At 54.7% G+C, this 15,819-nt stretch carries 12 protein-coding genes; 8 read left to right on the top strand and 4 right to left on the bottom strand.

The genetic code is table 11. The features are described 5' to 3' along the window. The first annotated feature begins 35 nt into the window (after positions 1-35). From gmd to RA164_RS14655, 8 genes are all read left to right on the top strand, one after another. Positions 36-1,070: a GDP-mannose 4,6-dehydratase gene (gene gmd / locus RA164_RS14690; RefSeq protein WP_329741581.1), complete on the top strand. Its 1,035-nt coding sequence runs from the start codon at positions 36-38 to the stop codon at positions 1,068-1,070. Position 1,071: 1 nt separating this feature from the next. Continuing rightward, a complete protein-coding gene (locus tag RA164_RS14685) occupies positions 1,072-1,971 on the top strand; it encodes an NAD-dependent epimerase/dehydratase family protein (protein WP_329741580.1) in 900 nt (299 codons plus the stop codon). 34 nt (positions 1,972-2,005) lie between these two features. Then, complete coding sequence (locus tag RA164_RS14680; protein ID WP_329741579.1) at positions 2,006-3,361, top strand: phosphohexomutase domain-containing protein; 1,356 nt, start codon at positions 2,006-2,008, stop codon at positions 3,359-3,361. 58 nt (positions 3,362-3,419) lie between these two features. Beyond that, positions 3,420-4,742 (top strand): UDP-glucose dehydrogenase family protein, encoded by a 1,323-nt coding sequence (locus RA164_RS14675; RefSeq protein ID WP_329741578.1) that lies wholly within the window; start codon positions 3,420-3,422, stop codon positions 4,740-4,742. 18 nt (positions 4,743-4,760) lie between these two features. After that, entirely contained in the window at positions 4,761-5,714 is a 954-nt protein-coding gene (locus RA164_RS14670) for a UDP-glucuronic acid decarboxylase family protein (protein WP_329741577.1), read from the top strand. Next, positions 5,711-6,400 (top strand): glycosyltransferase family 2 protein, encoded by a 690-nt coding sequence (locus RA164_RS14665; protein ID WP_329741576.1) that lies wholly within the window; start codon positions 5,711-5,713, stop codon positions 6,398-6,400. Before RA164_RS14670 ends, RA164_RS14665 begins: the two co-directional genes overlap by 4 nt. Further along, positions 6,397-6,795 (top strand): GtrA family protein, encoded by a 399-nt coding sequence (locus RA164_RS14660; protein ID WP_329741575.1) that lies wholly within the window; start codon positions 6,397-6,399, stop codon positions 6,793-6,795. Before RA164_RS14665 ends, RA164_RS14660 begins: the two co-directional genes overlap by 4 nt. Before the next feature lie 188 nt (positions 6,796-6,983). Continuing rightward, a complete protein-coding gene (locus RA164_RS14655) occupies positions 6,984-9,533 on the top strand; it encodes a hypothetical protein (RefSeq protein WP_329741574.1) in 2,550 nt (849 codons plus the stop codon). 99 nt (positions 9,534-9,632) lie between these two features. Here RA164_RS14655 and RA164_RS14650 read toward each other — a convergent pair. The 4 genes from RA164_RS14650 to RA164_RS14635 all read right to left on the bottom strand — a co-directional run bounded on the left by RA164_RS14650 (position 9,633) and on the right by RA164_RS14635 (position 15,762). Next, positions 9,633-10,741, bottom strand: a protein-coding gene (locus tag RA164_RS14650) for an IS3 family transposase (protein ID WP_329740557.1) whose coding sequence is annotated in 2 segments (ribosomal slippage) — positions 9,633-10,480 and positions 10,480-10,741 — 1,110 coding nt in all. Because the reading frame shifts where the segments join, the coding sequence is not laid out codon by codon here. Positions 10,742-10,869: 128 nt separating this feature from the next. Further along, the gene (locus RA164_RS14645; RefSeq protein ID WP_329741573.1) at positions 10,870-11,811 is read right to left on the bottom strand and encodes an electron transfer flavoprotein subunit alpha/FixB family protein; all 942 of its coding nucleotides are present in this window, start codon (positions 11,809-11,811) and stop codon (positions 10,870-10,872) included. A 106-nt stretch (positions 11,812-11,917) separates the two neighbouring features. Next, positions 11,918-12,664 carry an electron transfer flavoprotein subunit beta/FixA family protein gene (locus RA164_RS14640; protein WP_329741572.1) on the bottom strand — a complete coding sequence of 249 codons (747 nt, stop codon included), beginning with the start codon at positions 12,662-12,664 and terminating at the stop codon, positions 11,918-11,920. Between the two features lie 74 nt (positions 12,665-12,738). Beyond that, positions 12,739-15,762: a glycosyltransferase family 4 protein gene (locus tag RA164_RS14635; protein ID WP_329741571.1), complete on the bottom strand. Its 3,024-nt coding sequence runs from the start codon at positions 15,760-15,762 to the stop codon at positions 12,739-12,741. Positions 15,763-15,819: the final 57 nt, after the last annotated feature.

The following is a 15,819-nucleotide window of genomic DNA, read 5'->3' as shown; positions in this document are numbered from 1 at the left end:
TGAAATCGAACAAAAAGAGTTTTTGAGGAGTAACCATGAAAAGGGTGGTCATCACGGGTATCACCGGCCAGGACGGTGCCTATCTAGCCCAGTTGCTGCTGGATAAGGGCTATCAGGTGTACGGCACTTATCGGCGTACCAGCTCGGTGAACTTCTGGCGCATGGCGGAGCTCGGGGTCGACAAACATCCGAATCTACACTTGGTGGAATTTGATCTCACCGATCTTTCCGCGGCGATCCGTCTGCTTCAGACCAGCGGTGCTACCGAGGTGTACAACCTGGCAGCGCAGAGCTATGTCGGCGTATCCTTCGAGCAGCCGGTGACCACGGCCGAGATCACCGGTATCGGCGCGCTCAACCTGCTCGAGGCGATTCGCATCGTTAATCCGGAAATCCGCTTCTACCAGGCCTCGACATCGGAAATGTTTGGCAAGGTGCAGGCCGTGCCGCAAAAGGAAGACACCCCGTTCCACCCGCGCAGCCCTTATGGTGTGGCGAAGCTCTACGCGCACTGGATCACGGTCAACTACCGGGAGTCCTATGGCATCTTCGGATGCAGTGGCATTCTGTTCAATCACGAATCGCCGTTGCGCGGACGTGAATTTGTGACGCGTAAGATCACGGACACCGTGGCCAAGATCAAGCTGGGGCTGGTGGATCGCCTCGAGCTAGGCAACCTCGACGCGAAGCGTGACTGGGGTTATGCCAGGGAATATGTCGAAGGCATGTGGCGCATGCTCCAGGCTGACGAGCCGGATACCTATGTGCTCGCCACCAACCGCACGGAAACTGTGCGCGATTTCGTCACCATGGCATTCAAGGCGGCCGGGATCGATATCGAGTGGCGAGGCAGCGGTGAGGACGAGCGAGGTTTCGACGCAGCCACCAGTCGCGAACTGGTCGGCGTCAATCCGCGTTACTACCGGCCGGCGGAGGTTGATCTGTTGATCGGCGAAGCCTCCAAGGCGCGCGAGAAGCTGGGCTGGGAACCGAAGACGTCGCTCGAGGAGCTCTGCCGGATGATGGTCGAGGCCGACCTCGCTCGGAACGAGCGCGGTGCCTCGTTCTGACATGGTCAGGCCACGCGCACTTCTGACCGGGCATACGGGGTTCACGGGCCGCTATGTGGCTCGTGAACTGGAACAGGCGGGCTACCAGGTGATCGGCATCGCCAGTCAGGCAAGTGACGACGCTCCAGGCCAGACGATCGAGGCGGACCTGCTGGACCGGGATGCGGTCCAGCGTGCGGTCGCCGATGCCGATGCCGACGTCGTGCTGCATCTGGCCGCGATCGCGTTCGTTGCGCATGGCGACGTCGACGAAATGTATCGCGTCAATGTGGTCGGTACACGCAACCTGCTGGAGGCGTTGGCCGCAGCAAAAAAGCGACCGGAACGGGTTGTGCTGGCAAGCAGCGCCAATGTGTATGGCAACGCTGATGTCGAGCCGATCACGGAGGACACGCCTCCTGCGCCAGCCAATGATTACGCAGTGAGCAAATTAGCCATGGAATACATGGCAAGCTTATGGATGGATAAGCTACCGATAACTCTGACTCGTCCATTTAACTACACGGGTGTTGGGCAGAACGAGAAGTTCCTGCTGCCAAAAATCGTGAATCATTTCCGGCGTGGCGAGCGCGTAATCGAACTTGGTAACATAGACATAGCACGCGATTTCCAGGATGTGCGCTTCGTCGCTCGAACCTACCGCCAATTACTTGGGGCCCGTAGCTGTGGCAATGGCAACGTCGTGAACATTTGCTCGGGTGTGGCACACTCCTTGATGGATATCGTCCACATACTCGAAAAGATTGCTGGCTACCAAATAAAAATTCAGGTCAATCCGGCATTTGTACGCGCAAACGATGTCCTACGACTCACGGGATGTAACAAAAAGCTTGAACAACTTATCGGGCCGCTGGATGTCGTTCCGATGGAGCAGACTCTGTCCTGGATGTATGCGGCGTAACGGCGTATGCCGACGTTGCTGAGGATATTTAAAAATGCCATTGAAATCATTTAAGGCCTATGACATTCGAGGTCGACTGCCCGACGAGTTGAACGAAGCCATGGCTGAGCGTGTTGGTCGAGCGTACGCCGAGGTGGTGGGCCAAGGTGAAGTGGTTGTAGGCTACGACGTAAGGCTCAGTAGTCCTGGGCTGGCGCGAGCATTGACAAATGGACTGCGTCAAGCTGGCTGCGACGTCATCGATATAGGGCTGTGTGGAACCGAAGAAGTGTATTTTCAGACGGCGCATCGTAGCGTCAATGGCGGCATTATGGTGACGGCCAGCCATAATCCAATCGATTTCAATGGAATGAAACTTGTCCGCCGGGATTCACGGCCTATTAGCGGGGACACGGGGCTACGTGAGATCGAAGATCTTGTTGAGTCGGGACGGTTTTCCGATAGCGCCACACCAGGTGGTCTATTGCGGGATACGGACAAAAGCGCCTATATCGAGCATCTGCTAAGTTATGTGAATGTGGGTCAACTTAAGCCGCTTCGCATTGTCGTCAATGCAGGGAACGGCGGTGCCGGGTTGGTGGTGGATGAGCTTGCTAAACACCTCCCATTTGAGTTTATTCGCATTTGCCACGATCCGGACGGCACATTTCCTCACGGTATCCCGAATCCGCTATTGCCTGAGAATCGTCAGGCGACGAGCGATGCAGTAATTGCCGCAAAGGCAGATTTTGGTATTGCATGGGATGGAGACTTTGATCGTTGCTTTTTCTTCGACAGTGATGGAGAGTTTATCGAAGGCTATTACCTTGTGGGTCTGCTGGCTGCACAGCTTCTTGAGACGCATCCCGGGTCGAAAATCATCCACGATCCTAGGCTTACCTGGAATACCATTGATATGGTGCATGCCAGCGGTGGGGTGCCGATAGAAAGCAAGACAGGTCATGCATTCATCAAGGAGCGTATGCGGGCAGAGGATGCCATCTATGGCGGTGAAATGAGTGCGCATCATTACTTTCGTGACTTCGCATATTGCGATTCTGGAATGATTCCGTGGTTATTGATTGCCGAGCGTATCAGTCACACAGGCATATCCCTTAAAAAAATGCTTGCCGAGCGAATCGCGGCATTTCCGTGCAGTGGTGAAATTAACTTCACGGTCGATGATGCGGCGCAGGTAATGAATAACCTTGTGACTAAATACGAGTCTCTAGGTGGTGCGTTAAATCGGACTGATGGAGTTAGTTTGGCGTTCAGTGATTGGCGGTTTAACGTTAGAGTGTCAAATACTGAGCCATTGCTTCGACTGAATGTCGAGTCAGTAGCTGATGTGGAATTGATGAAGGCGAAGACAGTAGAGTTAAGTGGCTATATACGTTCCAATCGTTCATAATTAAAGAATGACTACGAGCGGTGTTTCAGTCTTTCTTTGAATATTGTTGAGGTGGGTAATGAAGGTAACAGTGATTGGATCGGGATACGTCGGCTTAGTTTCCGGTGCCTGCCTGTCGGAAACTGGAAATGATGTATTGTGCTTTGATGTTAATCAAGACAAGATTGACATGCTGAACAATGGAGTTGTTCCTATACATGAGCCAGGGTTAAAGGAATTGATTCAGCGTAATGTAAAGGCGGGTCGGCTGCATTTTACGTCTAGTGCGGAGATTGCCGTCAAGCATGGTGCCATTCAATTCATTGCTGTTGGAACACCTCCTGACGAAGATGGATCTGCGGACCTTCAATATGTTCTTGCTGCTGCTACTAGCATCGGCAAATATATGGATGGATATAAAGTTGTGGTGGACAAGTCAACGGTCCCGGTTGGCACTGCTGATAAGGTCAAGAGCGCCATTTGCGCTGAATTGGTGAGGAGGGGCTTGGATACGTCATTCAGTGTTGTATCTAACCCTGAGTTCCTCAAAGAAGGAGCAGCGATCGATGACTTCATGAGTCCGGATAGAGTTGTTATTGGATCTGAGGATCCTAAGGCGATTGAGATAATGCGCGCACTCTATGCTCCATATGTTCGCAATCATGACCGCATGATCGTCATGAATGCACGTTCAGCCGAACTGACAAAATACGCGGCAAACTCAATGCTTGCGACGCGAATAAGTTTCATGAACGAACTCGCCTTACTGGCTGAAGAAACCGGCGCAGATATCGAGTCTGTACGGCTTGGTATCGGCTCTGACTCCCGCATCGGCTATTCCTTTCTCTACCCCGGATGTGGTTATGGAGGATCGTGTTTCCCGAAAGATGTCAAGGCTTTGGTGAAAACTGCTAAAGACCATGGGCAGCATTTACATATTCTAAGTGCTGTAGAAGATGTTAACGAACGACAGAAGCATGTTTTAGTCGACAAGGTACGTGGTTCACTTGGAGCTGCTTTATCTGGTGCTAATGTCGCCATTTGGGGGCTGGCCTTCAAGCCGAATACTGACGACATGCGTGAAGCGGCAAGTCGTGTGATCATTGAGGACCTGTTTGAGTCCGGAGCGACGGTTACTGCCTATGATCCGGTGGCGATGGACGAAGCTGCACGTATTTATGGAGAGGATTCAAGAATACGCTTTGCGGCATCACCGCTCGAGGCTTGTATGGGCGCGGACGCACTTATAATAATTACTGAGTGGAAAGAGTTTAGAAATCCTGATTTTGATGCAGTGAAAAGGAGTCTTCGGCGAGCAATAATATTCGACGGACGCAATATCTATAGTCCCGATCTGGTCAGAATTGGCGGCTTCGAATATCATTCAATCGGTCGACGCTAATCTAATGGATGACTTCGCATGAATTATCAACAAGCTTCTAAGATTCTTGTTACCGGCGGCGCAGGGTTCCTAGGGTCACATCTGTGTGAGCGTTTGCTCGCTGCTGGGAGCGATGTACTTTGTGTTGATAACTTTTACACAGGAAGCAAAAGTAATGTAGCTCATTTGATGAGTGATCAGCGCTTTGAGGTCATGCGCCACGATGTAACTCTCCCTCTCCATGTTGAAGTTGATAAAATCTTCAATTTAGCTTGCCCTGCGTCGCCGATACATTACCAGTTTGATCCCGTGCAAACCACCAAAACTAGTGTGCATGGCGCAATCAACATGCTGGGGCTTGCAAAGAGAGTCGGCGCCAAGATACTTCAGGCTTCGACAAGCGAAGTCTATGGTGACCCTGAGGTCCATCCCCAGCCTGAGGGTTACTGGGGACGCGTAAATCCCGTGGGAATTCGTAGCTGCTATGACGAAGGGAAGCGCTGCGCAGAGACTTTATTCTTTGACTACAAGCGGCAGCACAATTTGGATATTAAGGTGGTGCGTATTTTTAATACGTACGGCCCTCGCATGCATCCGAATGACGGTCGGGTAGTAAGTAATTTCATTGTGCAAGCACTTAAAAATGAAAACATCACGATCTATGGTGATGGTAGCCAAACACGCAGTTTTTGTTATGTTGATGATTTGATCGAAGTAATACTGCGCACGATGGATACGCCTTCAGAATTCACTGGTCCAGTGAATATCGGCAATCCAGGTGAATTTACGATGCTGGAGCTTGCAGAGATGGTGCTTCGTCTGACTGGCGGCAAATCCAAGGTAATACATGAGCCACTTCCGCAAGATGATCCTCGACAAAGAAAACCTGATATTAGTTTGGCAAAGGCTGTAATGGGGTGGGAGCCCAAAATATCCCTAGAGGATGGGCTCAAGGAGACGATTGCTTATTTTAGGGGAGTTGTAAAAACATGAAGCTTTCGATTGTGATTCCTTGCTACAACGAAGAAAAAACCATTAGAACCATAGTGGATGCCGTTCGCGCTTCGGCTTACGATTCGAAAGAAATAATTATTGTAGATGATTGCTCGAAAGATAATACCCGTGCAATTCTAGAGGGCGAAATATCGTCATTGGTCGACAAGATCATTTACCATGGTGTAAACCAAGGTAAGGGTGCCGCGCTGCGAACCGGTATTCAGGCTGCAACCGGCGATGTAGTCGTTATTCAAGATGCTGATTTGGAATACGATCCAAATGAGTATTCGTTGCTGGTGGAGCCGATTTTACAGGATAAGGCTGATGTGGTTTTCGGCTCTAGGTTCATGGGCGGGCGGCCGCATCGAGTTCTCTATTATTGGCATCGTCTTGGTAACGGTTTCCTCACGCTCCTTTCTAATATGTTCACGAACCTTGATCTGACAGATATGGAAACCTGTTACAAGGTGTTCCGTCGAGAAATTATTCAAGGCATCGTGATCGAAGAAAACCGCTTCGGATTCGAGCCCGAGATCACTGCAAAAATTGCGAAGACAAAATCGCGCATATATGAAGTCGGCATTTCATATTACGGAAGAACATATGAAGAAGGGAAAAAAATCGGCTGGAGGGACGGTGTTCGTGCCGTTTACTGCATCGTAAAATATAATCTTTTCCGATGAAAATAGTTCGCTACTTCTTTGTTGGCGGCGCTGCGGCAGCCTTGGATTTTTTGATATTCGCAGCGCTCACCGGAGTGGTGCATCTCTCATGGTTTTGGAGTGCTATAGCCAGCTTTACCGCTGCGACCCTCTTCAACTACGTACTTTCAATTCGTTTCGTTTTCAAGAGCGGTGCGCGCTTCGTGCGCAAGCATCATGAGCTTTCGGCAGTTTTTTTGGTCAGCTCAATTGGCTTGATGATTAATCAAGCTGTTTTATGGGCCTGCATTGACATCGCTTCTATACATCCACTGGTTTCGAAATTGATTGGTACTGGAGTGGTCTTTTTCTGGAACTACGCGGCGAGAAAACATTTTGTTTTTAAGACTTCATTAAACAGCCATAATCAAGTTTAATTGAGCGAAATCAAATCAGTGTCCTGCTTATCAAAGAAATGAGACGATGTCGGTATCCTACAGTCTTCACAAGATTAGAAGAAAATAGTTGCTCCAGTCTCAATCATGTAACGCGCGGCTTAAACTCTTGAGACTTTGGAGGCGGCCTATCGCGTGTCCGCGTAGGTAACTTCTTGATGAGATGACGCATGATGAAAGGCAAGTACGAAACAAGTTCCACTTTAGCTTCCACGCCATCGGGCATGCTTTGGCCGCTGGTTCTGTTCATTATTGGCTTTGTCTTCATCACACTTCACCAGTCAAGCTACTTTCACGCTATGCCTGGTGACATGGGGGATGCGAGGTTCAATAACGTAATCCTTGAGCATCTATTTCGTTGGATTACCGGGAAGGACAAGTTTTTATGGTCGCCGCCATACTTTTATCCATATCCTGGCGTCTTGGCGTTTAGTGATAATCATTTTGGTACTTTCATTGCATATGTTTTGCTGCGACTTACTGGTCTGACGCCTGAAGCTGCATTTACGGGTTGGTATACGTTTTCCATTCCCTTGAATTTCTTCTGTTGCTACTATGTTCTCCGACGACTTGGGATTACGTCTCGCGCTGCTGCAGTTGGTGCCTTTATTTTCACATTTTCGATGGATGTATCAGTCCAAGATGGGCATGCGCAGCTTGCGTACAGATTTGCTGTTCCGCTTGCCGTACTGGCGTTGCAGGATTTTATTGCGGGATGTGCATTTAAAGACTTAGCTCTTGCTATTTTTTGGGTGACAGTTCAATTTTATTGTTCCATTTATCTCGGCTACTTTCTTTCCCTGTTACTGTTGGCTTACGTTCTGGCCTATTTCTTGGTAGGGAAGAATGTTGTGCAAAATCATGCTGTGTACGGCGCGCCGTACGTAGCGATTAATCGATCATTCAAAAGCGCAAGTGATCGCGAAATATGGCGTCTAATCGCTATATTAGCAATATGCTTCATTGCATTGTTGGGCTTGTTTTATCCATATGCGTATTATGCGCATATTTATAAGTTTCGTCGGCATTATCATGAGATGAGCATGATGCTGCCTCGTTTGCAGAGCTACTTGCTTGCAGACAACTCAATGATCTGGGGGCGGTGGAGTAGCCGAATTCAAGGCGTGCCCATGCGCTGGGAGCAGCAGATGTTTTTTGGTGCTGCGGCCTCGATGCTTTCAATTTTCGGCATCCTGAAAGTCAAGGGAGCTTTGCGCAATATTACATTCGCTGCGCTAGTCATACTTGTTCTCTTTACTTTGGATGTGCGCGGCCATAGTCTTTACTCATTTGTACATACGCTCCCATTGATTAATGCCATTCGTGCGGTGTCGCGAATCAATTTGATTATGGTGTTCCCAGTGGCGGTGTTGGGGGCTTTAGGGTTCGATAGACTGGTGTCTTCGAACAGCAGATTCAAGACTGCAATTGCAGTCGGCATGGTTTTATTGATGGTGGCTGAAGGAGTGGCCTTTAGAAGCTATGACGTGCCTTTTAAGACTCTTCATGAGAGAGTGAATCGGCTTTTATCAAAAACGCCGTCGATACTTTCGCGTGGTGCTATTGTGTATGTGCCGCCTGGTAGTGATGACGAATTCTCGATGGAGAATGAAATTGATGGCATGAGGCTTTCCATTGCCTTAAATAGACCGGTCCTTAATGGCTATTCAGGTAATGCGCCAAATATGTTCTATTTAGTGAAGCATCCGCCGTGCTATGTAGTTAACAATAGACTTTCAGCGTACGCACATGAGGCGGGTCTTGGGTATGCGAAGTTTGCTGATCTGGTGCGTCGGGTTGTGGTTGTTGGACATGGCAGTGGTTGCTTGCCGAATAGTGTTATGTATCACCGTACTCATTTTAGTGGCAAGGTCCCATTGGATGTCGTCAAGAGAATGCGGATTGATGTTATAGGGCTACACGCTTCTCACGACAGAATATTGGCGACCATTGGTATTAGTAATGCCGCCAGTAAAAATCTTAGCTCCATTTCCGATGATGGTCATCCAATTCGGATTTCATGGCGCTTCGTTCCAGTAAGTGTTGTGGCGCCTCCGGACACGGATTGGAAGCCCCGAAAGGACCTGGATGGGGATATTATGGTGGGTAAAGACTATTTCACAAATATCTCAATGGTTCCACCAAGCAAGCCTGGTCTTTATCGAGTTGAAGTCAGCTTGGTCCAGGAGGGCGTGTTATGGTTTCAGGACTTTGGCATGCCTATTGGTGTGAGTGATTCGCTGATTCAGGTAAATAAGGGCAGGTCGAATGACATTGTTCTTCGTTCCTTTCGTGGGCGAGTCCCGCCGGGGGTTATTAAACACGTACGGTTAGATTTGCTCCACCCGAGTGTGGTTCGTGGTAGTTTGTTGGCAACATTAAATATCAAGAATGAGTCTTCAGACTACATAAGTTTTCATTCGGATGAGGGGCACCCAATTCGTGTTTCTTGGCGTTTTGTGCCGGTTGGGAAAGAGGGTTCTCCGGACTCGGGCTGGGACGCACGAATGGAGCTGGATGGCGGTCTTGTTGCAAATGGTGTTTATTCTGCCGATATTTCAATGATGCCGCCGGCTAAGCCTGGCTTATATAAGGTCGAGGCTAGCATGGTGCAGGAGGGTGTTCTTTGGTTTCACGACTTTGGTATGCCAATAGGGGAAAGTTCGTGGCTTGTTAAGGTAAGCAGGAGTGCCCCGATCGCGGTCGTTGAAAAGAATTGAACCGCCCCGGCTTTCTCGGAGGCTCCAGACTTTGAGAGTATGGAGCGATGAGCAAGTCAGCGAACTACTCCGCGGAGACGCGTGTCGACTCCCCGTAAATCAGTGCCAAGCTAAATTAGAGGTTGCCGGGTCGTTCTGAAGTCGGAATTCGACGGGCGTGAGCCCGTCGAGGCTGTCGTGGGGAATCTCGTTGTTGTAGTCGGCCAGCCACCGTTCCGCGTGCTCACGTACTTCGGTGAGCGTGCGGAAGATGTACATGTCGAGCACGCCACGGCGGAAGCTGCCGTTGAAACGCTCGATGAAGCCGTTTTGCATGGGCCTGCCGGGCTCGATGAAGTCCAGAGTGATGCCTTTGCGCTCGGCCCATTCGGCCAGCGCCAGTGCGATGAATTCCGGCCCGTTGTCCAGGCGAAGCTTGGCCGGATAGCCGCGCCAGGCCGCAATCCGCTCCAGCGTGCGGATGACACGCGTGGCGGGCAGGTTGAGGTCGACCTCGATGGCCAGTGCTTCGCGACTGAAGTCGTCAATCACGTTGAACGTCCGGAAGCGCCGCCCATCCCACAGGGCGTCGGACATGAAGTCGATCGACCAACTAGCGTTGATCTGCTCGCCAGCCGCCAAGGGCATCGGATGCCGGTTCGGTACACGCTTCTTGCCGCGTCGGCGGCGATTGAGTTGCATCCGGCAATACACGCGCCACACCCTCTTGTGGTTCCACACCAGACCGCGGCGTCGAATCAGCTGAAACAGCTTGCCGAAGCCACGCTCTGGAAACCGTTCCGCCAGTTCAGCGAGCAGCGCAATCACTTCCTCGTCCCGATCCGGTCGGCGGCGGTAACGCGCCGTTGATCGCGACAAGCCCATCGCCGAACAAGCCCGGCGCTCGCTCCAGCCGTAGTGATTCATCAACCACGTCAGCAGCGGGCGCTTGTGCGCCGGGTCTACAACTTTTTTGCAATCAGATCCTTCAGCGCGTGGTTCTCCATCGCCAGCTCGGCATACATCCGCTTGAGCTTGGCGTGCTCCGCCTCGACGTCGCGCAGCCGCTGTATGTCGGACGCTTCCATCCCGCCATACTTGGACTTCCACACGTAGTACGTGGCGTCCGATATGCCCAACTCGCGGCACACATCTTTGACCTGCCGACCGCCTTCGACCTGCTTCAGCGTCGCGACGATCTGACTTTCGGTGAACTTGCTCTTGCGCATCTTCGGTCTCCTTGGGGCTAGTTTGCCCGGAGACCTCCAGTTATGCCTGGATCAAGATTACGGGGAGTCGACAGGGGATTACCCTCCCTCCGAGGAGATTACCAGAGCACTGAAGCGGCTGCGCCTTGTTAGCTGAGGGCTTGCTCCAGCTCCGGAATGATCTTGAACAGGTCGCCCACCAGGCCGAAATCGGCCACCTCGAAGATCGGTGCCTCAGCGTCTTTGTTGATCGCCACGATGGTGCCAGCATCCTTGATGCCGGTGAGGTGCTGGATGGCGCCGGAGATGCCGATGGCCATGTAGAGCTCGGGGGCGATGATCTTGCCGGTCTGGCCGACTTGCAGGTCGCTGGGCACGTAGCCGGCGTCTACCGCTGCGCGGGATGCGCCCACGGCGGCGCCGATTTTGTCGGCCAGCTTGAAGACGATGTCGAAGTTTTCCTTCGAGCCCACACCGCGGCCGCCGGAGACCACCTTGCTGGCGCTCTGCAGGTCGGGTCGGTCACTGGCGCCCTGTTGCAACTGGACGAAGCGGGTGTGCGCGGGCGGTGCCACGTCCAGCGTCAGTGCTTCGACCGGGGCGCTGTTGCCGTTGCCGGCGACCGGCCACGAGGCGGTGCGGATGGTGGCGACGACCACGTGGGATGGCTCGGCTTCGACGGTGATGATGGCGTTGCCGGCGTAGATCGGACGCTTGAAGCTGTGCGCGCCTTCCACGCTCATCACGTCGCTGACCTGTGCCACGCCGAGCAGGGCGGCGACGCGCGGTGCCAGGTCCTTGCCGAAGGTGGTGGAGGGCAAGAACACGTGGCTGTAGCCGTCAGCGGCCTTGGCAATCTGTGGCGCCAGCACGGCGGCCAGTGCGTGGGCGTTCTCGGCGCGCTCGACAGTGAGCACGCGGCTCACGCCGTCGATTTTCGCAGCGTCGGCGGTCAGTGCGGCGACACTGTTGGCCAGCACCAGCACATCGATGGCCTCGGGCTTCACGGCCTGCGCAGCGCTCACGGCGCGCGCGGTGGAAGAGTTCAGTTTGCCGTCCAGGTGTTCGGCGATGACTAGGACTTTGGACATGTTCGATTCCTCGTACCGTCATTCCGGCGAAGGCCGGAATCCAGTGTCTTTGGCTTGATGTAGGTAAGCGTCGTCGGGTCCCTGCCTGCGCAGAGATGGCGAGCGATCAGAGCAGGCCCTTCTGCTTCAGCGCCGCGACCAGCTCGGCCGCGTCCTTCACCATCACGCCCTTGCTGCGCTTGGCCGGCGCGGCGTAGTGAGTGGTCTTCAGGTGATCGCCGCTGTCGACGCCGAGCGAAGCCAGTTCGATGGCATCGATCGGCTTGGACTTGGCCTTCATGATGTCGGGAAGCTTGATGAAGCGCGGCTCGTTGAGGCGCAGGTCGGTAGTGATCACGGCGGGCAGGTCGACTTCGATGGTCTCCAGGCCGGCATCCACTTCACGGGTGACCGTGGCCTTGTTGTCCGCGATCTCGACCTTGCTGGCGAAGGTGGCCTGCGGGCGGTCCCACAGCGCAGCGAGCATCTGGCCGGTCTGGTTGGCGTCGTCGTCGATGGCCTGCTTGCCCAGGATCACCAGGCCCGGCTGTTCCTTCTCCACCAGTTTCTGGAACACGCGGGCGGCGGTGAGCGGCTGCATCGCATTCGGGGTCACCACGTGGATGGCGCGGTTGGCGCCCATGGCCAGGCCGTTGCGCAGGTGCGCGGTAAGGTCGGCCGGGCCGATGCCCACGACCACCACTTCATCGGCGATGCCTTTCTCGCGCAGGCGCAGCGCTTCTTCCAGCGCGATGTCGTCGAACGGATTGGCGGAAAGCTTCACGCCGTCGGTCACCACGCCGGTGCCGTCGGGCTTCACCTGGATGCGCACGTTGTAGTCCACGACGCGCTTGTAGCCGACCAGAATCTTCATGTGTGTATCCTTGAGTTGCGTTTCCGCGGGGAGCGGAGGCGACCGAAAGCCTCAATTATGCATTGTAACGGGGTTCAAACGGTCGTTTGAACCCCGTGGGTGCTCATCTCTCCCTGAATGGCCGCTGCCAGAGCAGCAGCGGACTCGGCCCAGCGGGTCCATGGCCGGTGTGGACCCGGCTGCGGGCGGGATCCAAGCCAGCCGGCGATCACCTGCGCCAGCTCGTGCGGGTCAGTGGATTCGAAATAACAGGGGTATTCGCCCATGATCTCGCGGAAAACGGGCAGATTGCGTGCGATCACCGGCAAACCGTGTCGGGCGGCCTCGATGAGCGGCAGGCCGAAGCCCTCGCCTAGCGACGTCGCCAGCAGCGCCGTGGCTGCGCGGTAGCTGGCATTGAGCAGGGAGTCATCGGCGTCGTCGATCCAGAACAGCCGGCGATTCCGTTCCGGGTGTGCTTCAAGCCGCTTGACAAAGTGCTCCATCATCCAGCCATGACGGCCGACAATGAGCAGGTTGACGTCGTGCCCGGTTGCCCATAGGCGTTCGATGGCATCGAGTGCGAAGGCATGTGCCTTGCGCGGTTCGAGCGTGCCCACCATCAGCAGTGTGGCGCGATGGTCGACAGCCTGGGCGAGTGGGGTCGGGAGCACCCGCGGGATGTTATTGACCGGTGCCGGGTCGACACCCAGCGTGAAGTTGTAGATCGACGGGGGGCGGTTGAACTGATAGGCCGGTCCGGAATTTTTCATCCAGCGCTCCAGCTCACTGGCGGTTGCACCTGATACGCAGTGCAGCCGGTCTGCCACGCCGCACGCCAGGCGCAACCAGTTCGTGAACAGATCACGTGCAAAGGGGTGAAAGCTTGCAGGCAGGGTGATCGGTAATAGATCGTGCACGATGAAGTGCATTTCGACCCCGCGGCGATGCCAGTCCCGCAGCAGCGGTTCGCTGGCTGGCAGGGCATGCGGGCACCAGTCCAACGCCACATAGGTGTCGCCGGCATTCATGGCGACGAAGCCGTCGGACAAGAGATTGCCCGGAAGCCCTAGAAGTCCGAGTGCAAAGCGTCTGGCATAGCGGTAGCTGCCATCCACAAACGCCACCGGTTCGATGCGGATGTGCTCAGGGGGGCGTCGCAGCCACTGCGTCAATATCGAGCGTACGACACGTTGTACGCCGGTCCCGATATCGTCCTGTGCGATCTGGGTGACATCGACCAGCCACTGGCGGATCTTGCCGGCTGGGCGTGCGGCAACGATGGAATCGCTGACCTGGGTCAGGACGTCTTCATTCGATGAGGTAGCAAAAGTCTGCGCGAGGATGTCCAGCAGGCGCGCCTCGACAGGCAACTGCGACGTGGCATACCAGTCTTCGAGATGGTGTCGGCAGTTGGCGGCTTCGTTCGAGGATCGCAGCACCGCAACTTTGCGAGTCTCATCCGGACCCGTGACGTTGGGTGGCATGGCTTCGGAAAGCAGCAGCCCCAGACAGCCGTCGACGGCGGCACATGCCAACACGCAAAGTGTTTCCCCAAGCAATCCAGCGTAGCCCTGCGAAAGGTAGGTTGCGTGAGCATCTGCGGGAGTACTTGGTGCCGGATGGCATGCGTTCCAGGAGCCCATGCCCAGAAGCACACCGGGCCAGATATGCATCCATTGGGCGAGTGATTCCAGCTGATCCTGCCCACCGATGTACAAGATGCGATCAGCCTTGCCCAGGCGGTCGGCCAGGTCCCGCGGGGCGTGTCCGATGTATGGGGCCAGATCAACCCGATCGACTTCGTAGTGTGCCGAAAGTCCGTCTAGCCATGCGGGCGGCATGCATGCATGAACACAGCAGAGCCGGGACAAGGATTGCGCCGTGGGGTTGGCGTGCTGTTTGCGGGGTAGTTGCTCGATGGCATGCAGTGCACGTTGCGCCACGGCACTCCATGAATATTTCGTGGCTTGGCGTTTGCCGTTCTGGCGCAGAGTATCTGCCAGCGCAGGCTGTTCGAGTACCTCACGCATCCGGCGAGTAATCGCCTCGCGGGAACGTGGGTCGAACATGGCGTCCGGATCGCCAACGATTTCCGCCAGGCTGCTGGCATTGCTCGCTATGACAGGAGCGCCACAGGCCATGGCCTCGAGCGGTGGCAACCCGAATCCTTCCATCACGGATGGAAAGACGAAGAGCGCACACTCCGAATACAGGCGGATCAGCACTTCATCCGTGACAAAGTCGGTGAAGACAACCTCGGAGTCGCCAAGTCGCGCCTTGCGTGCTGCAGCCTTCAGTTGTGCCAGCTGTTCGGCGGCCGTTCGTCCGACGATCACAAGCTGGTGACGATTGCGGATTTCCGCAGGCAGAGCCGCATATGCGTGAATAAGGCTCTTTACGTTCTTGCGTGGATCAAAGCCACCGTTGTACAGCACATACGGCCGCTTGATGCCCAGTTCGCTGCGCAGTCGGACGGATGTCGCCGGGTCGTCGGTCGCTGGAACAAAACGCGGGTCGACACCTGCGCCGATGTTCACCACCCGCTCGGGCGAAAGGCCCAATCTGGCGATGGCGTCGTCGCGAACCCAGTCGGATATCGCCAGAAACAGATCGCATTGGGCCAGTGCCTCGATCTGGGTGTCGTACCACGACCGGACACGGGGGTGACCCAGGTAAGCATCAGGGTCGTGCAGCGGAATAAGGTCGTAGAGCGTGGCAACAGACAGCGCTCCGGGAATGGGTGGCTTCGGGATCACCGCATCGTCGACATAGCCCTCGATCATGCTGCTGTACCAGACCACATCGGCAGATGCCTGGGCCAGGGCGTGGCGTACGACCTGTTCGGCGGCCAGTCGGCGCCGGCGGTCGCCGATGTTCTGTGCGGCCACGTCATGCAACGATGTGAAGACCATCCGGTGATCGCGATCCGCATGCGGCAGCAGGGTCGAAATGACCGGGTCGGTGACATTGCCGAACACGCTGTTGAAAGCAAAATGCACATCATGCTGCGGTGAGGCCAGTGTCGCGAAGGCTCGGGACAGCTCGAGGGTGTAGCGGCCGATGCCACGATGACGGCTCTGGCACTGGACGCCCTGCATTTCCAGCAGGATTTTCATGATTTAGGAAGCCTGGCTTGGAGGCGGTCAAGGACAGCCCGGACCGGTTCGCTCAGG

The organism is Dyella sp. A6, assembly GCF_036320485.1.
In the GTDB taxonomy this organism is placed as follows: Bacteria; Pseudomonadota; Gammaproteobacteria; order Xanthomonadales; family Rhodanobacteraceae; genus Rhodanobacter_A; species Rhodanobacter_A aluminiiresistens.
Note: the sequence above shows the minus strand (reverse complement) of the source record. Positions and strands in the feature narration are given on the sequence as shown.